Source organism: Streptomyces sp. NPDC001714, from assembly GCF_042892755.1.
Taxonomy (GTDB): domain Bacteria; phylum Actinomycetota; class Actinomycetes; order Streptomycetales; family Streptomycetaceae; genus Streptomyces.
The window spans coordinates 465,265-481,634 of record NZ_JBIAUL010000006.1 but is presented as its reverse complement, the minus strand read 5'-3'; the positions used below and the strand labels follow the sequence as shown (position 1 = coordinate 481,634).

Annotated in this window: 17 protein-coding genes; 11 read left to right on the top strand and 6 right to left on the bottom strand. The window is 72.4% G+C overall.

The window, feature by feature from the left end:
- Positions 1–4 precede the first annotated feature (4 nt).
- Genes cobM through cobC form a run of 6 tightly spaced genes read left to right on the top strand, consistent with a single transcriptional unit; the run spans position 5 to position 6,409 of the window.
- Positions 5–853 carry a precorrin-4 C(11)-methyltransferase gene (gene cobM, locus ACFY0P_RS19010; RefSeq protein WP_388913888.1) on the top strand — a complete coding sequence of 283 codons (849 nt, stop codon included), beginning with the start codon at positions 5–7 and terminating at the stop codon, positions 851–853.
- Positions 850–2,094 (top strand): precorrin-6y C5,15-methyltransferase (decarboxylating) subunit CbiE, encoded by a 1,245-nt coding sequence (gene cbiE / locus ACFY0P_RS19005; protein ID WP_388913886.1) that lies wholly within the window; start codon positions 850–852, stop codon positions 2,092–2,094. The genes cobM and cbiE overlap by 4 nt, the downstream gene beginning before the upstream one ends.
- On the top strand, positions 2,091–3,794 hold the full coding sequence (gene cobJ / locus ACFY0P_RS19000) for a precorrin-3B C(17)-methyltransferase (protein ID WP_388913883.1): 1,704 nt from the start codon (positions 2,091–2,093) through the stop codon (positions 3,792–3,794). The genes cbiE and cobJ overlap by 4 nt, the downstream gene beginning before the upstream one ends.
- Positions 3,791–4,375: a precorrin-8X methylmutase gene (locus ACFY0P_RS18995; RefSeq protein WP_388913880.1), complete on the top strand. Its 585-nt coding sequence runs from the start codon at positions 3,791–3,793 to the stop codon at positions 4,373–4,375. Before cobJ ends, ACFY0P_RS18995 begins: the two co-directional genes overlap by 4 nt.
- Positions 4,372–5,298 (top strand): sirohydrochlorin chelatase, encoded by a 927-nt coding sequence (locus ACFY0P_RS18990; protein ID WP_388913877.1) that lies wholly within the window; start codon positions 4,372–4,374, stop codon positions 5,296–5,298. Before ACFY0P_RS18995 ends, ACFY0P_RS18990 begins: the two co-directional genes overlap by 4 nt.
- Complete coding sequence (gene cobC / locus ACFY0P_RS18985) at positions 5,273–6,409, top strand: Rv2231c family pyridoxal phosphate-dependent protein CobC (protein ID WP_388913875.1); 1,137 nt, start codon at positions 5,273–5,275, stop codon at positions 6,407–6,409. The genes ACFY0P_RS18990 and cobC overlap by 26 nt, the downstream gene beginning before the upstream one ends.
- Positions 6,410–6,529: 120 nt before the next feature.
- On the opposite strand, the gene ACFY0P_RS18980 is transcribed toward cobC, so the two are convergent.
- The 6 genes from ACFY0P_RS18980 to ACFY0P_RS18955 form a co-directional block, all read right to left on the bottom strand.
- Entirely contained in the window at positions 6,530–7,468 is a 939-nt protein-coding gene (locus ACFY0P_RS18980; protein ID WP_388913872.1) for an SCO1860 family LAETG-anchored protein, read from the bottom strand.
- Positions 7,469–7,610: 142 nt separating this feature from the next.
- Positions 7,611–8,702 (bottom strand): amidohydrolase family protein, encoded by a 1,092-nt coding sequence (locus tag ACFY0P_RS18975; RefSeq protein WP_388913869.1) that lies wholly within the window; start codon positions 8,700–8,702, stop codon positions 7,611–7,613.
- Between the two features lie 5 nt (positions 8,703–8,707).
- Entirely contained in the window at positions 8,708–8,929 is a 222-nt protein-coding gene (locus ACFY0P_RS18970; protein WP_388913866.1) for a hypothetical protein, read from the bottom strand.
- Positions 8,930–8,950: 21 nt separating this feature from the next.
- Positions 8,951–9,724 carry an amino acid ABC transporter ATP-binding protein gene (locus ACFY0P_RS18965; RefSeq protein WP_388913863.1) on the bottom strand — a complete coding sequence of 258 codons (774 nt, stop codon included), beginning with the start codon at positions 9,722–9,724 and terminating at the stop codon, positions 8,951–8,953.
- The gene (locus ACFY0P_RS18960; protein ID WP_388913860.1) at positions 9,721–10,557 is read right to left on the bottom strand and encodes an amino acid ABC transporter permease; all 837 of its coding nucleotides are present in this window, start codon (positions 10,555–10,557) and stop codon (positions 9,721–9,723) included. Before ACFY0P_RS18960 ends, ACFY0P_RS18965 begins: the two co-directional genes overlap by 4 nt.
- Positions 10,554–11,408, bottom strand: coding sequence for an ABC transporter substrate-binding protein (locus ACFY0P_RS18955; RefSeq protein ID WP_388913858.1), 855 nt, complete (start codon positions 11,406–11,408; stop codon positions 10,554–10,556). Before ACFY0P_RS18955 ends, ACFY0P_RS18960 begins: the two co-directional genes overlap by 4 nt.
- Before the next feature lie 218 nt (positions 11,409–11,626).
- Between ACFY0P_RS18955 and ACFY0P_RS18950 the strand changes: the two genes are divergently transcribed.
- The 5 genes from ACFY0P_RS18950 to thpD all read left to right on the top strand — a co-directional run bounded on the left by ACFY0P_RS18950 (position 11,627) and on the right by thpD (position 16,271).
- Positions 11,627–12,727, top strand: coding sequence for a pyridoxal-phosphate-dependent aminotransferase family protein (locus ACFY0P_RS18950; protein ID WP_388913855.1), 1,101 nt, complete (start codon positions 11,627–11,629; stop codon positions 12,725–12,727).
- Positions 12,728–13,110: 383 nt separating this feature from the next.
- Entirely contained in the window at positions 13,111–13,626 is a 516-nt protein-coding gene (ectA, locus tag ACFY0P_RS18945; protein ID WP_388913852.1) for a diaminobutyrate acetyltransferase, read from the top strand.
- Between the two features lie 11 nt (positions 13,627–13,637).
- Entirely contained in the window at positions 13,638–14,909 is a 1,272-nt protein-coding gene (gene ectB, locus ACFY0P_RS18940; protein ID WP_388913850.1) for a diaminobutyrate--2-oxoglutarate transaminase, read from the top strand.
- 73 nt (positions 14,910–14,982) lie between these two features.
- Entirely contained in the window at positions 14,983–15,381 is a 399-nt protein-coding gene (locus tag ACFY0P_RS18935) for an ectoine synthase (RefSeq protein WP_388913848.1), read from the top strand.
- Positions 15,382–15,383: 2 nt separating this feature from the next.
- The gene (gene thpD, locus ACFY0P_RS18930; protein WP_388913846.1) at positions 15,384–16,271 is read left to right on the top strand and encodes an ectoine hydroxylase; all 888 of its coding nucleotides are present in this window, start codon (positions 15,384–15,386) and stop codon (positions 16,269–16,271) included.
- The last annotated feature ends 99 nt before the right edge of the window (positions 16,272–16,370 follow it).

Sequence of the window (16,370 nt, the reverse complement as noted above, 5' to 3'; positions counted from 1 at the left end):
TTCCATGGCCGATGCCGCTGCCGCCGCCACTGCCTCCGGCGACGCTCCCGCCGGCAAGGTGACCTTCGTCGGTGCCGGCCCCGGCGCCGCCGATCTGCTGACGTTCCGGGCCGCGCGGGCGATCGCCGAGGCCGACGTCGTGATCTGGGCCGCGAGCCTGGTGCAGGCGGAGGTCCTCCAGCATGCCCGCGAGGACGCGGAGATCCTCGACTCCGCGACGATGTCCCTCGAAGACGTCGTCGCCGTGTACGAGCGGGCCCGTGCGGAGGGGCTGCGGGTCGCCCGGATCCACTCCGGGGACCCGGCGCTCTGGGGCGGTACCCAGGAGCAGGTCGACCGGTGTGCGGGGCTCGGCATCGAGGTCGAGATCGTGCCCGGTGTCTCCGCCTTCTCCGCCGTGGCCGCGCTGGCCCGGCGCGAGCTGACCATTCCCGAGGTGGCGCAGTCCGTCGTGCTCACCCGCCTTGGCGGCGGCAAGACGCCGATGCCGCCCGGGGAGGAGGTGCGGGAGTTCGCCCGCCACGGGACGACCATGGCGATCTTCCTCTCCGCCGCGCGCAGCGGACAGCTGGTGCGCGAGCTGCTGGAGGGCGGATACCCGACGTCCACCCCGGTCGTCGTCGCCTACCAGGCGACCTGGCCGGAGGAGCTGGTCGTGCGGTGCACGATCGAGACGCTGGAGGAGACGGTCAAGGAGCACAAGCTCTGGAAGCACACCCTCTTCCTGGTCGGCCCGGCCCTGGCCGCCCACGGCACCCGCTCGCACCTGTACCACCCCGGCCACTTCCACGGCTTCCGCAAGGCCGACCCCGAGGCCCGGCGGGCGCTGCGCGAGCGGGGGGCCAGTACATGATCACGGTCGTCGGTACGGGGACCGGGGTGCCGGTTCCGCCGGATGCGCTGGCCGGGGCCGAGCTGGTCGTCGGCGGGCTGCGGCACCTCGAGGCGGTACGGCTGCCGGAGGGGGCCGAGCGGATCGTCCTGGGGCCGCCGGCACCCGCGCTCGACACCGTCGCGGAGTACGTCCGCAAGGACCGTCCGGTGGTCGTGCTGGCCTCCGGGGACCCCGGGTTCTTCGGGATCGTGCGGGTGCTGGCGGAGCGGTTCGGCGCGGACGCGCTGGACGTACGGCCCGGTGTGTCCTCCGTCGCGACCGCGTTCGCGCGGGTCGGGCTGCCCTGGGACGACGCGGTCGTGGTGAGCGCGCACGGGCGGGAGCCGCGGACGGCGGTGAACGTCTGCCGGGCGCATCCGAAGGTGGCGGTGCTGACGGGGCCGGGGGCGGGTCCGGCGGAGCTGGGGGCGGCGCTGCGGCACTCGCCGGTGTCCGGCGCGCGGTCCCTCGTCGTCGCCTCGGCTCTCGGTTCCGCACGGGAGCGGCTGGAGTGGGTCACACCCGCCGAGGCCGCCGCCCGGGACTGGGGAACGGACGTCAGCGTGGTGCTGTGCCTCGACGAGTCACGGGCGCTCGGCGGCGTTCGGACGGTGGCGGGCGGCCGGACGGAGCCCTCCGGGTGGGCTCTGCACGAGGACGGGTTCGCCCACCGGGACTCGATGATCACCAAGTTCGAGGTACGGGCCCTGGCCCTGGCCCGGCTCGGGCCCCGGCTGGGCGACCTGGTGTGGGACGTCGGCGCGGGGTCCGGGTCGGTGGCGGTGGAGTGCGCACGCCTCGGGGCCGCCGCCGTCGCCGTGGAGAAGGCGGCGGACGGGGTGGAGCGGATCACCGCCAACGCGCGGGCGCACGGCGTGTACGTGGACGTGGTGCACGGCTCGGCACCGGACGCGCTGGCCGGACTCCCCGACCCCGACGCCGTGTTCGTCGGCGGGGGCGGGGCCGAGCTGCCCGCCGTCGTCACCGCGTGCGCGCTGCGCGCCCGGCGGACGGTGGTGGTCGCGATGGCCGCCCTGGACCGGGTACCGGCGGCCCGGGCGGCGCTCACCGGTGCCGGGTTCTCCTGCGACGGGGTGCTGCTGCAGTCCTCGCGTCTCGCGCCGCTGCCGGGTGACGTGACCCGGCTGGCGGCGGCCAATCCCGTGTTTCTGCTGTGGGGGACGCGCATCCCCGTCTCTGAAGAAGGAGTTGCTCTGTGATCGGCCTCATTTCCGCCACCGCGGCGGGGGCGGCGGCGCGCGACCGGCTGGCCGCGGCGTGGCCGGACCGTACGCGGGTGTACGACGGTCCCGTCAAGGACGCCGTACGGTCCGCGCTCGCGGAGTGCGAGCAGCTGGTGTGTTTCCTGGCCACGGGTGCGGTGGTACGGCTGATCGCCCCGCTGCTGGGCGCAAAGGCGACCGACCCGGGCGTGGTGTGCGTCGACGAGGGCGGGCGGTTCGCCGTGTCCCTGGTCGGCGGGCACGGGGGTGGCGCGAACGAACTCGCCCGGGAGGTGGGCGAGTTGCTGGCCGCACTGCCGGTGGTGACCACCGCGACCGACTCGGTCGGGCTGCCCGGGCTCGACACCCTCGGCTTTCCGGCCGAGGGCTCGGTGGCGGCCGTGTCTCGAGCCCTGCTGGACGGCGAACCGGTGGCCCTGCGCGCCGAGTTGGCGTGGCCGCTGCCCCCGCTGCCGCTGGCGGAGGAGGGCGCCTTCTCCGTCCGGCTGACCGACCGCGCGGTCGAACCCGGCGGGAACGAGGTGCTGTTGCGGCCGCCCTCCCTGGTCGTCGGCGTAGGTGCCTCGAAGGGCGCCCCCGTCGACGAGGTGCTCGGCCTCGTCGACGCGGCGCTGCGGGACGCGGGGCTGTCGCCTCGCAGCATCGCCGAACTCGCCACGGTCGACGCCAAGGCCGAGGAGCCCGGGATCGTCGCGGCGGCCGCGCGGCTCGGGGTCCCGCTGGTGGCGTACGCCGCCGAGGAGCTGGCCCGGGTCCAGGTCCCCAACCCCTCCGACGCTCCCCTCGCCGCCGTCGGCACGCCCTCCGTCGCCGAGGCGGCGGCCCTCGCGCGTGGCGGTGAACTCCTCGTCCCCAAGCGGAAGTCGGAGCGCGAGGACGGCCGGGCCGCCATGGCGACCTGCGCCGTGGTGCGGCGTCCGGCGCGCGGCCGGCTCGCGGTCGTCGGCCTCGGCCCCGGCGCCCGGGATCTGCTCACCCCGCGCGCCAGGGCCGAACTGCGGCGCGCCGCCGTGCTCGTCGGCCTCGACCAGTACGTCGACCAGATCCGTGACCTGCTGCGGCCCGGCACCCGGATCCTGGAGTCGGGGCTCGGCGCGGAGGAGGAGCGGGCGCGTACCGCGGTCGCCGAGGCGCGTGCCGGGCACGCCGTCGCGCTGATCGGCAGCGGGGACGCCGGCGTGTACGCCATGGCCTCCCCCGCGCTCGCCGAGGCCTCGGACGACATCGACGTGATCGGCGTGCCCGGCGTCACGGCCGCGCTCGCCGCCGGGGCGATCCTGGGCGCGCCGCTCGGCCACGACCATGTCTCGATCAGTCTGTCCGACCTGCACACGCCGTGGGAGGTCATCGAGCGCCGGGTGCGCGCGGCGGCCGAGGCGGACATCGTCGTGACGTTCTACAACCCGCGTTCCCGGGGCCGCGACTGGCAGCTGCCCAAGGCGCTCGCGATCCTCGCCGGGCACCGGGAGCCGACGACGCCCGTCGGGGTCGTACGCAACGCCTCGCGCCCCGACGAGTCGAGCCGGCTGACCACCCTGGCTGCGCTGGACCCGGCCTGGGTGGACATGATGACCGTCGTGACGGTGGGCAACACGGCGACCCGGAACATCGCCGGGCGCATGGTCACCCCGCGCGGCTACCGCTGGCAGGAGAGCGCTCAGGAGGAGGGCGAGTGAACCGGGTGGTCCATCCCATCGAGCAGGAGTCCTACCGGCGGCTGCGCGCCCGCCTGGACACCTCGCACTTCCCGCCGCTGACCCGGGCGGTGGTGGAGCGGGTCGTCCACTCCGCCGCCGACCTGGAGTACGCGGCCGACCTGGTGACCGACGAGGGCGACCTGGTGAAGGCGCACGCCGCGCTGCACGCCGGAGCGCCGGTCGTCGTGGACGTCGAGATGGTCGGCGCCGGGATCACCCGCCGGGAGACCGTGTGCCGGCTGAAGGACGCCGAGGCCGGGCCGGGCCTGACCCGTTCGGCACACGCGATCCGGCTCGCCTACGAGCAGGTCGGGCCCGGCGCCCTGTGGGTGATCGGCAACGCACCGACCGCCCTGGAGGAGCTGCTGAGGCTGGACGCCTCCCCCGCGCTCGTCATCGGCCTGCCCGTCGGCTTCGTCGGCGCCGTCGAGTCCAAGGCCGCGTTGCGCGAGAGCGGGCTGCCCGCTGTGAGCAACGTGTCCGAGAAGGGCGGCTCGGCGGTCGCCGCCGCCGCGCTCAACGCCCTGCTGTACCACCCCACTTCCGAGGAGACCCTGTGACCACCCCGCCCGCCCTGCTCATCGCCGGCCACGGCACCCGGGACGACGCCGGGGCCGAGGCGTTCCGCGACTTCGTGCGGGAGCTGGGGCGCCGCCACCCCGAACTGCCCGTCGCGGGCGGCTTCATCGAGCTGTCCCCGCCGCCGCTCGGTGACGCCGTCGCCGAGTTGGTGGAGCAGGGCGTGCGGCGGTTCGCCGCGGTACCCCTGATGCTGGTCTCCGCCGGGCACGCCAAGGGCGACATCCCGGCGGCGCTGGCCCGGGAGAAGGAGCGGCACCCGGGGATCTCGTACACCTACGGCCGTCCGCTCGGGCCGCACCCCTCCCTGCTGTCGGTCCTCGAACGGCGCCTGGACGAGGCGCTGGGCGGTTCCTCGCGGGCCGCGCGGGATCGCGCCGACGTGACCGTGCTGCTGGTGGGCCGGGGTTCGACGGACCCCGACGCCAACGCCGAGGTGCACAAGGCGGCCCGGCTGCTGTGGGAGGGGCGCGGGTACGCCGGGGTGGAGACGGCGTTCGTGTCGCTGGCGGCGCCGGACGTGCCGGGCGGGCTCGACCGGTGTCTGAAACTGGGGGCGCGCCGGATCGTCGTCCTGCCGTACTTTCTCTTCACCGGGATCCTGCCGGACCGGGTTCGGCAGCAGGCCGAGGGCTGGGCGGCCGCGCACCCGGAGATCGAGGTGCGTGCGGCGGACGTCATCGGGCCCGAGCCGGAACTGCTGGACCTGGTGATGGAGCGGTACCGGGAGGCGGTCGAGGGTGATCTGCGGATGAACTGCGACTCGTGCGTCTACCGGATCGCGCTGCCCGGCTTCGAGGACAAGGTCGGGCTGCCGCAGCAGCCGCACTTCCATCCGGACGACGACGGCCACCACCACGGACACGGACACCACCATCATGGCGGGCACGCGCATGCGCACTGAGGATGCCTCCGGCGCCCCCGGAGGCGACAGAGGCTCCGAAGGTGCCGGAGGTTTCCCGGGCGGGCACGATCTGCGGCACCACGGCGACGCCGAGGTCCGGGACGGTGGTCCGGCGCTCGTCGACCTCGCGGTCAACGTGCGCACCGGCACTCCCCCCGTCTGGCTGCGGGAGCGGATCGCCGAGTCGCTGGGCGGGCTCGCGGCCTACCCGGACGGCCGGGCGGCGCGGGCCGCGGTCGCGGCACGGCACGGGCTGCCGGTGGACCGGGTGCTGCTCACGGCGGGCGCCGCGGAGGCGTTCGTCCTGCTGGCGCGGGCGCTGAAGGTGCGCCGGCCGGTGGTGGTGCACCCGCAGTTCACCGAGCCGGAGGCGGCGCTGCGGGACGCCGGGCACACCGTGGACCGGGTGCTGCTGCGGGAGGCCGACGGGTTCCGGCTGGATCCGGCGGCCGTCCCGGAGGACGCCGACCTGGTGGTGATCGGCAATCCGACCAACCCGACGTCGGTGCTGCACCCGGCGGAGGCGATCGCCCGGCTGGCCCGTCCCGGGCGGACGCTGGTGGTCGACGAGGCGTTCATGGACGCGGTGCCGGGCGAGCGGGAGGCGCTGGCCGGGCGGACGGACGTGCCGGGTCTTGTGGTGCTGCGCAGCCTGACGAAGACGTGGGGGCTGGCCGGGCTGCGGATCGGGTACGTGCTTTCCGCGCCGGAGACCGTCGCCGAGCTGGCGCGGGCGCAGCCGTTGTGGCCGGTGTCCACGCCGGCGCTGGCGGCGGCCGAGGCGTGTGTGGCGCCCCGCGCGCTGGCGGAGGCGGCGCATGCCGCGCACCGCGTCGCCGCCGACCGGGCCCATCTGGTGGCGGGCCTCGAGGAGTTCGCGCCGGAGGGGGTGCGGGTGGCGGGGCCCGCCGAGGGGCCGTTCGTGCTCGTCCGGATGGCGGGGGCGGCGGCCGTACGGCGGCAACTGCGGGTGCTGGGGTACGCCGTGCGGCGGGGGGACACGTTTCCGGGGCTCGACGAGGAGTGGGTGCGGATCGCGGTGCGGGACCGGGTGACGGTGAACCGGTTCCTGCAGGCGCTCGATCAGGCGTTGATGTTGATACGGGTGTGAGTGGGGGAACTGCGGGCCGTCATACGACTGCGGGTGCGTCGTGGCTGGTCGCGCCCGCGCGGCGGTAGCCGCAAATCGACTACCGCCGCGCGCCCCTTTGGGGCGCCTCAGTGGGCGCTTCTAAGAACGCCTGCGGCGCGCCAGTAGAACCGCTCCCCCGCCCGCCACCACGAGCACGAGCGCTCCCCCGGCCACGTACGGCGTCATCGAACTCCCGCCCGTCTCCGCCAGCTTCGTCTCCTTCGCCGGGGCGCCCTGCACCTTGACGTCGGACACCGGGTCGGCCGGGTCGGCGGGATCCGCCGGGTCGGCAGGGCCGGCCGGAGCTGCCGCGGGGGCCGGCGGCGTCTCGCACGTCGCCTTCGCCAGGGTCAGGGTTCCCTCCACCTCGGCGACGTTGAGCTTCAGCGGGTTGACGGAGACCTTGAGTTCGAGGGCACTGGCCGCCGCCGTGGTCGAGGTCGTCTCCCGCCTGGAGAGGTCGAGGCGGACCTCGCCGACGCCGGGGACCTTGACGTCGGTGGGGCCGCCCGCGCTCAGCGTCACGCGCTTGCCGAGCACGGTGACGGCGCCGAGCACGTTCGCGGCGGCCTCCGGCTGCTTGCCGGTCTCGCAGGTGACCTTGGAGGTGACCGTGTCGAGTTCGACGAGGGACAGCAGGGGCAGTCCCGGCAGGTGCAGCCGGGCGTGGGCGAGGTGGACGGAGGCCTCGGCGCGGTCGGCGGAGACCGTCGCCTTCGCCGCGGCGACGTCCGCGCCGAGGACGTTGAACGGCTTGCCGCCGTCGACGCCGTCGAGAGTGGCGGTCAGCGCCGTTCTGTCGGCGCTCTGCGGTGCCTGGACCTCGTTCAGGGAGACCGCGAGCGGGACGTTCACGGTCTTGCTGAGGAGGGAGACGTCGAGCCCGGTGCGCAGGACGACCGCGCTCGCGCGACCGTGGGCGGTGGTCGCGTGTGCGGTGCCCGCGCCGGCCAGGGCCGCGGGACCGGCGGCCAGGGCCGTGGCCGTCGCGAGGGTCGCGAGACGGCGTGCGGGCATACGGAATGCGGTGCTGTTCAAGGTGGTGGGACCCCCAGAGGAAACGTGCTCGGGACCCGCCAAGAATTACGCACTGTGGGTGAACGGACAGCAATCCTGCGTTACTTCACTCAATAGTGGACTTTTCGTGAATCCGTTCGAGTCGACAGGCACAGGAGTTCCTTTACTCCACGACCTGCCCGTTCAGCACCACTCTCCGGGGGGACGCGAGAACGCGTACGTCCGCGCGCGGGTCGCTCTCGTACACCACCAGGTCCGCCGGCGCGCCCTCCTCGAGGCCGGGCCTGCCGAGCCAGGCGCGGGCTGCCCAGCTGGTCGCCGCGAGCGCGTCGAGGGGCGGGATCCCGGCGGTCACCAGCTCGGTGACCTCGCCCGCGACCAGGCCGTGGGCCAGGCTGCCGCCGGCGTCCGTGCCGACGTACACCGGGATCCCGGCGTCGTAGGCGGCCCGGACGGTGTCGTAGCGGCGCTCGTGCAGCCGGCGCATATGGGCCGACCAGCGGGGGAACCTGGCCTCGCCGCCCGCCGCCAGGTCCGGGAAGGTGGCGATGTTGACGAGGGTCGGGACGATGGCGACGCCGCGGGAGGCGAAGAGGGGGATCAGGTCCTCCGTCAGTCCCGTGGCGTGCTCGACACAGTCGATGCCGGCCTCGACCAGGTCCTGGAGCGAGTTCTCCGCGAAGCAGTGGGCGGTGACCCGGGCGCCGAGCCGGTGGGCCTCGGCGATGGCCGCCTCGACGGCGTCCCGGGGCCAGCTGGGGGCCAGGTCGCCGAGGTCGCGGTCGATCCAGTCGCCGACCAGCTTGACCCAGCCGTCGCCGCGCCGGGCCTCCTGGGCGACGTACGCGACCAGGTCCGCCGGCTCGATCTCGTGGGCGAAGTTCCTTATGTAGCGGCGGGTGCGGGCGATGTGCCGGCCGGCCCTGATGATCTTCGGGAGGTCCTCGCGGTCGTCGACCCACCGGGTGTCGGACGGCGAGCCGGCGTCCCGGATGAGGAGGGTGCCGGCCTCGCGGTCGGTGAGGGCCTGCTTCTCGGCCGTCGCCGCGTCCACCGGGCCGTGCGGGCCGAGGCCGACGTGGCAGTGGGCGTCGACGAGGCCGGGGAGCGTCCAGCCCTCGACGGTCCGGAGGTCACGGGCACCGGTGGGACGGTCGTAGGAGACCCGGCCGTCCACCACCCACAGCTCGTCCCGGACGTCCTCGGGTCCCACCAGGACCCTGCCCTTCACGTGCAGCACCGCTCGATCGCTCATGGGGGTCAGCCTAGGACGACCGGGAGTCCCTTCCCGATACGGCTCAGCAGCCGGCCGCCGTGCACCCGCGGGGCGTCGAAGCCGCGCGGGTCGTCCTCGCCGTCCGCGCGGAGCACCTCGGGGACGAGGACCGTGGCCGGGTCGACGTCCTGGGCGAGGTCGAGGTGGGCGGGCGCGAGGACGGCGCCGTGCAGGGTGCCGCATGACCGAACCCTCGCACACGGCACCGACAGCCGGCCCTCGCCCGCCTACTCCGAGGACTCCTCCTCCACCTGGGCCATGGCCGGGTCCAGGAGCCGGGAGAGGAAGTGGCGGGTGCGCTCGTGGGCGGGGTCGCCGATGACCCGCTCCGGTGTGCCGTCCTCGACGACGACTCCCTCGTCCATGAAGACCACCCGGTCGGCGACCTCGCGGGCGAAGGTCATCTCGTGCGTGACCACCATCATGGTCATGCCCTCCTGCGCCAGCATCCGCATCACCGCCAGGACGTCCCCGACCAGCTCCGGGTCGAGGGCGGACGTGGGCTCGTCGAAGAGCATCACCTCGGGGCCCATGGACAGCGAGCGGGCGATCGCCACCCGCTGCTGCTGGCCGCCGGAGAGGGAGGCCGGGTAGGCGTCCGCCTTCTCCGAGAGACCCACGCGGGCCAGGTTCTCGGCGGCCACGCGCGCGGCCTGCGCCTTGTCCCGGCGGAGCACCCGGCGCTGCGGCAGGGTGAGGTTCTCGGTGACCGTGAGGTGCGGGAACAGGTTGAACTGCTGGAAGACCATGCCGATCCGGCGGCGCACGGCGTCGATGTCGACGTCCGGGTCCGTCAACTCGGTGCCGCCGACGAACACCTGCCCCCGGGTGGGCTCTTCGAGGAGGTTGACGCAGCGCAGCAACGTCGACTTGCCCGAGCCGGACGGGCCGATGACGCACACGACCTCGCCCCGGCCGATCTCCAGGTCGATGCCGCGCAGCACCTCGTTGTCGCCGAAGGACTTGTGCAGGCCCTTCACCTCGATCTCGGGTCGGCTCATTTGACGGCCTCCTGGGCCTTCGCCTCCATGCGGCGCACGACGAAACCGAGCGGGATCGTGACCAGCAGGTAGCACAGGCCGGCGACGAGGATCGGCGTGGAGTTGGCGGTCGTACTGGCCAGGTCGCGGCCGTACTTGGACAGTTCGCGCTCCTCCAGGGTGACGCCGAGGAAGAGCACCAGGGAGGAGTCCTTGAACAGGAGCACCAACTCGTTGGTCAGCGGCGGGAGGATGATGCGGAACGCCTGCGGGATGACGATCGAGACCATGGCGCGGGCGGGTGAGAAGCCCAGCGAACGGGCCGCTTCCAGCTGCCCCTTGGGGACCGCCTGGATGCCCGCGCGGATCGTCTCGGCCATGTAGGCGGCCGCGACCAGGCCGAGGGCGAGGGCCACCTTGCCGTAGGTGCCGCCGATGATCTCGGTGCCGGGGAAGGCGAGCGGGACGGCGACGCCGATGAAGATGAAGATCAGCAGGGCGGGCAGGCCGCGGAAGATCTCGATGTAGATGCCGGCCAGCCAGCGGTAGGGGCCGACCGACGACAGCCGCATGAGCGCGATCACCATGCCGAGCGCCAGTCCGACGACGAAGCCGGACAGGGTGTAGAGCACGGTGTTCTTCAGCGCCAGCGTGATGACGTCCGGGAACATCTGCTTGGCGATGTCCCACTGGGCGAACTGGTTCTGCAGCCGTCCCCAGTCGGCGCCGACCGCGAACGCGACCACGGCGGCGACGAAGACGACGTACTGGGCGCCACGCGACAGCCGGCGCTTCTGCCGCCGGGACAGGCCCTTCCTGCGCGGCTGGAGTTCCGTGTCCGTGCCTACGGTCATGAGGCGGCGGGGGACGCGGCCGTGGCGTCGTAGGGGCCAATCCACTTCTCGTACAGCTTCTTGTACGTGCCGTCGGCCTTGGCGTCGGCGATCGCCTTGTTGACGGCGGCGAGCAGCTTGGTGTTGCCCTTCTTGACCGTGAAGCCGTACTGCTCACCGGTGTTGATGTTGCCGGCGACCTGGAAGGCGTTCGCGTTGGCCTTGTCCTTCAGCCAGCCCTGGACCACCGGGTAGTCGATGACGACGGCCTTGACCTGGCCGGTGCGCAGGCCGTTGAGGACGGCGTCGGAGGACTCGAAGGAGACCGGGTCGAAGCCCTGCTTCTTGACGTAGTCCTCGCCGGTGGTCTGCGCCTGGGCGCCCAGCTGCACCTTCTTGGCCTTGGCGTCGGCGAGCGAGGTGATGCCGCTGTTCTTGTCGACGAGGAGGGCCTGGGTGGCGTCGAAGTACGGGTCGGAGAAGTCGACGTTCTTCTTGCGCTCGGCGGTGATGGTCATGCCCGCCGCGGCCAGGTCGCACTCGCCGGAGTTGAGGAAGGCGCCGGTCTTGAAGTTCTCGAACGGCGTGTCGAGGATCTGCTGCTTGACGCCGAGGTCCTTGGCGACCAGGTCGATCATCGAGACGTCGAAGCCCTGCACCTTGCCGTCGATCTCCGACTGGAACGGCGGGTACGGCAGGTGGGTGCAGGTGGTGAGCTGCCCGGCCTTGACGAGGACGACCCCGCCGGCGGCCGTCCTGGAGGCGCTGGAGCCGTTGCCGCTCGACGTGCAGCCGGCCACGAGGGCCAGCCCGGCCGCGGCGGTGACGGCGGCCAGGGCGCGAGCCCGGCGGCGCCCGAAGAGCGTGGTCACGAGACCTCCCGTGGGTCTGTGGGGGCTCCCCGCGAAACTGTGAGGGAGCTGTGGATTCCGATTCTGCGGGTTCCGATTATAAGGAGATGTTTGGGTTCCTCAAACCAAACCGATGGCCGAGCGGCCGTCTGGCCTAAGAAGTTGCTGGTCGGAGGGGTGGGCGGCCGCCGGTTACGCTCGACCTGATCCACCTGCCCGTGTATGAGGAGAGCACTGCCGTGACCCACCCCTTCCTCGACCTGCCCCCGCTGACCGCCGCCCGCTTCGCCGCGATCGAGGACCGGGTGGCCCGGTTGCTGGACACCCGCCAGGACGTCGTGATCATGCAGGGCGAGGCGCTGCTGCCGCTGGAGGGCGCGATCAGGGCGACGGCGGGGCCGGGGACGACCGCGCTGAACGTGATCACCGGCCCGTACGGGCAGACCTTCGGGAACTGGCTGCGGGACTGCGGCGCGACGGTGATCGACCTCGCGGTGCCGTTCCACACGGCGGTGACGGCCGGGCAGATCCGGGAGGCGTTCGCCGAGCACCCGGAGATCGACTTCGTGTCCCTGGTGCACGCGGAGGCGGCGACGGGCAACACCAACCCGGTCGCGGAGATCGGAGAGGTGGTACGGGCGCACGGCGCCCTCTTCTACCTGGACGCGGTCGCCTCGGTCGGGGCCGAGCCGGTACTGCCGGACGCGTGGGGCGTGGACCTGTGCGTGATCGGGGCGCAGAAGGCGATGGGCGGTCCGGCCGGCGTCTCGGCGGTGTCCGTGAGCGCGCGGGCGTGGGCCCGGATGGCGGCGAACCCGCACGCCCCGCGCCGCTCCTACCTCTCCCTGCTGGACTGGAAGGAGCGCTGGGTCGACGGTGGCCGCAAGGCGCTGCTGCACGCACCGGCACAGCTGGAGATGCTGGCGCTGGAGGCGTGCGTCGAGCGGATCGAGGCGGCCGGCCTGGAGACCGTGATGACCCGTCACCGTAGCGCCGCGCTGGCCACCCGGGCCGGGGCGGTGGCTCTGGGCGGCCGTCTGGAGCCGTACGTGTACGCGGAGTCCGAGGCGGCACCGGTCGCCACGACCCTGCGGGTGCCGTCGGGCGTGGTGGCGTCGGAACTGGTCGCCGAGGCCCTGGCGGGCGACGGCACCCTGCCGCTGGCCGCGGGCGGGGGCGCGCTGGCCGGCGAGATGATCCGGGTCAACCACTACGGGGTGGACGCCACGGCCGGCGCCGTCCGGTCGAGCCTGGCGGCGCTCGGCGCGGGGCTGGCGAAGCGGGGGCTGACGGTGGACCCGGAGGGCGCCCGGCGGGCGGTCGAGTCCGCCTGGCGGTAGCGGGCCGGCCGGTCCCGGGAGACCGGGCCGGGAAGCGGCGGGTGGCACGGCCGTTCTCGCCACCCTGCCGCACGACCGCCGGCCCGCGGATGCGGACGGGCCGGAATCCTGCGGGAGCGTAAGGACGGCGTTACCGGCGCCTGAATTCAAGGAAATCTCGAATTCCTTTTCGGGGGATGGTTTACCCGAGTTCTTCTGCCCGCTTTTTGCGCAGCTAAACCGGGGGAATTTCATCCGGGTTTCAACCCTGTGACGCACTCCACACAACAGGACCATTTGCCCGATTTGTAGTGGGATATATCGGGACATACGGGCAGGCCAGATCCAGCCACCGGAAACACCCGCCGTGCGTTTTTGCATTTGCCTCGCTAAATTCAATTCGCATGACTGCCCCACAAGCAGACCTGATCGTCGACCGCCCGCTGGTGACCGACGGTGCCGCTCTCTGGCGTATCGCCAAGGATTCCGGAAGCCTCGATCTGAACTCCTCGTACAGCTATCTGCTGTGGTGCCGGGATTTCGCCGGCACCTCGGCCGTGGCGCGTGGCGCGGACGGCGAGCCCGTCGGGTTCGTGACCGGATACACCCGGCCCGACCGGCCGGACACGCTGCTCGTCTGGCAGGTGGCCGTGGACGCCGCGCAGCGCGGGCGCGGCATCGCGGCCCGGCTGCTGGACGGCCTCACGGCACAGGTGGCCGTCGACCGGCCGCTCACCGCCGTCGAGACCACCATCACCCCCGGCAACACCGCCTCCGAGCGCCTGTTCACCTCCTACGCCGCCCGGCACGGCGCCGCCGTCGAGCGCACGGTGCTGTTCGAGGCCGGTGAGTTCCCCGACGGTCCGCACGACCCCGAAGTCCTGTACCGCATCGGCCCCTTGACCCCCACATCGCACTGAGGAGCCCCGCCGTGACCATCACCCAGCCCGATCTCAGCGTCTTCGAGACCCTGGAGTCCGAGGTCCGCAGCTACTGCCGCGGCTGGCCGACCGTGTTCGACAGGGCCCGGGGCAGCCGCATGTACGACGAGGACGGACACGAGTACCTCGACTTCTTCGCCGGCGCCGGATCACTCAACTACGGCCACAACAACCCCGTTCTGAAACGGGCGTTGCTGGACTACCTGGAACGCGACGGGGTCACCCACGGCCTCGACATGTCGACGGTGGCCAAGCGGTCGTTCCTGCAGACCTTCCAGGACCTGGTGCTGCGCCCGCGTGAGCTGCCGTACAAGGTCATGTTCCCGGGGCCGACGGGGACGAACGCCGTCGAGTCGGCGCTCAAACTCGCCCGGAAGGTGAAGGGGCGCGAGGCCATCGTGTCGTTCACCAACGCCTTCCACGGGATGTCCCTCGGCTCGCTGGCCGTCACCGGCAACGCCTTCAAACGGGCCGGGGCCGGGATCCCGCTGGTGCACGGGACGCCGATGCCGTTCGACAACTACTTCGACGGGACCGTCCCGGACTTCCTGTGGTTCGAGCGGCTGTTGGAGGACCAGGGGTCGGGGCTCAACAAGCCGGCCGCGGTGATCGTGGAGACCGTGCAGGGCGAGGGCGGCATCAACGTCGCCCGGCCCGAGTGGCTGCGCGCCCTGAAGGCGCTCTGCGAGCGGCAGGACATGCTGCTGATCGTCGACGACATCCAGATGGGCTGCGGACGCACCGGTGCCTTCTTCTCCTTCGAGGAGGCGGGGATCGTCCCCGACATCGTCACGGTGTCGAAGTCCATCAGCGGGTACGGGCTGCCGATGTCGCTGTGCCTGTTCCGGCCCGAACTGGACGTGTGGGAGCCGGGCGAGCACAACGGCACCTTCCGCGGCAACAACCCCGCCTTCGTCACCGCGACCGCCGCGCTGGAGAGCTACTGGGCCGACGGGCCTGCGATGGAGAAGCAGACCCGGGCCAAGGGCGAGCAGGTCGAGCAGGGGCTCATCGCGATCGTCGAGGAGAACCTCGCCGACGTGCGGGAGTACCGGGGCCGGGGTCTGGTGTGGGGCCTGGAGTTCCACGACAAGGAGCGGGCCGGGCGGATCGCCAAGCGGGCCTTCGAACTCGGGCTGCTCATCGAGACGTCGGGGCCGGAGAGCGAGGTCGTCAAACTGCTGCCCGCCCTGACCGTCACCCCGGACGAACTGGACGAGGGGCTCAGCATCCTCTCCCGGGCCGTCCGCGAGACCGCCTGACACATCGTCCGACCCGCCGTCCGACGCGTCGGACACGTCTGACCGGATCGAAACAAGGAGGCTGTACACCACCGTGATCGTCCGTTCGTTCAAGGAGATCGAAGGTACCGACCGGCATGTGAAGTCCGCGTCCGGGACCTGGGAGAGCAAACGCATCGTCCTCGCCAGGGAGCGGGTCGGCTTCTCGCTGCACGAGACGATCCTGTACGCGGGCACGGAGACGTCGATGTGGTACGCCAACCACATCGAGGCCGTCGTCTGCGTCGAGGGCGAGGCCGAGCTGACCGACCACGAGACCGGGACGTCGTACACGATCACTCCCGGGACCATGTACCTCCTCGACGGCCACGAGCGGCACTCGCTGCGCGTCAAGGAGGACTTCCGCTGCGTCTGCGTGTTCAACCCGCCGGTCACCGGCCGGGAGGACCACGACGAGAACGGCGTCTATCCCCTGCTGACGGAGGAGGGCTGATCATGACCACCATCACCGACCTCTACCCGAGCCGCGGCCCCGTCGAGGTCACCGTCCCCCGCAAGGACCCGGTCGTCTGGTCGGCGCCCGGCGCGCCCGGGCCGATCCCCACGGACCGGCTGGAGGCGTTCGAGCGCGACGGCTTCCTCACCGTCGACCAGCTCATCGGGGACGACGAGGTCGCCGTGTACCAGCGCGAGCTGGAGCGGCTGATCACCGACCCGGCGATACGGGCCGACGAACGCTCCATCGTGGAGCCGAAGTCCAAGGAGATCCGGTCCGTCTTCGAGGTGCACCGGATCAGCGAGGTGTTCGCGAACCTGGTGCACGACGAGCGGGTCGTCGGCCGGGCCCGGCAGATCCTCGGCTCGGACGTGTACGTCCACCAGTCCCGGATCAACGTCAAGCCCGGGTTCGGCGCCAGCGGCTTCTACTGGCACTCGGACTTCGAGACCTGGCACGCCGAGGACGGCCTGCCGAACATGCGCACGGTGTCCGTCTCGATCGCCCTGACCGAGAACCACGACACCAACGGCGGCCTGATGATCATGCCGGGCTCGCACCGGACGTTCCTGGGCTGCGCCGGCGCCACGCCCGAGGACAACTACAAGAAGTCGCTGCAGATGCAGGACGCGGGCACGCCCTCCGACGAGGCCCTGACGGAACTGGCCTCGCGGCACGGCATCAGGCTGTTCACCGGCAGGGCCGGGTCGGCGACCTGGTTCGACTGCAACTGCATGCACGGCTCCGGCGACAACATCACGCCGTTCCCGCGCAGCAACGTGTTCATCGTGTTCAACAGCGTGGAGAACACGGCGGTGGAGCCGTTCGCGGCACCGGTGCGCAGGCCGGAGTTCATCGGGGCGAGGGACTTCACGCCGATCCGCTGAGTCCCGCCGCCGCCGAAGCGCCTCACCTTCCGTCCAGGGGCCGCCACGTCCGTCGTGGCGGCCCCTGGACCGCGCTGTCACGGCACCGGGTGACCGGCC

Bases quoted from the DNA above. Each gene is read 5' to 3' on its own strand.
- cobM (WP_388913888.1), top strand. From the start codon at position 5: ATGGCCGATGCCGCTGCCGCCGCCACTGCCTCCGGCGACGCTCCCGCC.
- cbiE (WP_388913886.1), top strand. From the start codon at position 850: ATGATCACGGTCGTCGGTACGGGGACCGGGGTGCCGGTTCCGCCGGAT.
- cobC (WP_388913875.1), top strand. From the start codon at position 5,273: ATGGCGGGCACGCGCATGCGCACTGAGGATGCCTCCGGCGCCCCCGGA.
- ACFY0P_RS18975 (WP_388913869.1), bottom strand. From the start codon at position 8,702: ATGAGCGATCGAGCGGTGCTGCACGTGAAGGGCAGGGTCCTGGTGGGA.
- ACFY0P_RS18965 (WP_388913863.1), bottom strand. From the start codon at position 9,724: ATGAGCCGACCCGAGATCGAGGTGAAGGGCCTGCACAAGTCCTTCGGC.
- ACFY0P_RS18960 (WP_388913860.1), bottom strand. From the start codon at position 10,557: ATGACCGTAGGCACGGACACGGAACTCCAGCCGCGCAGGAAGGGCCTG.
- ectA (WP_388913852.1), top strand. From the start codon at position 13,111: ATGACTGCCCCACAAGCAGACCTGATCGTCGACCGCCCGCTGGTGACC.
- thpD (WP_388913846.1), top strand. From the start codon at position 15,384: ATGACCACCATCACCGACCTCTACCCGAGCCGCGGCCCCGTCGAGGTC.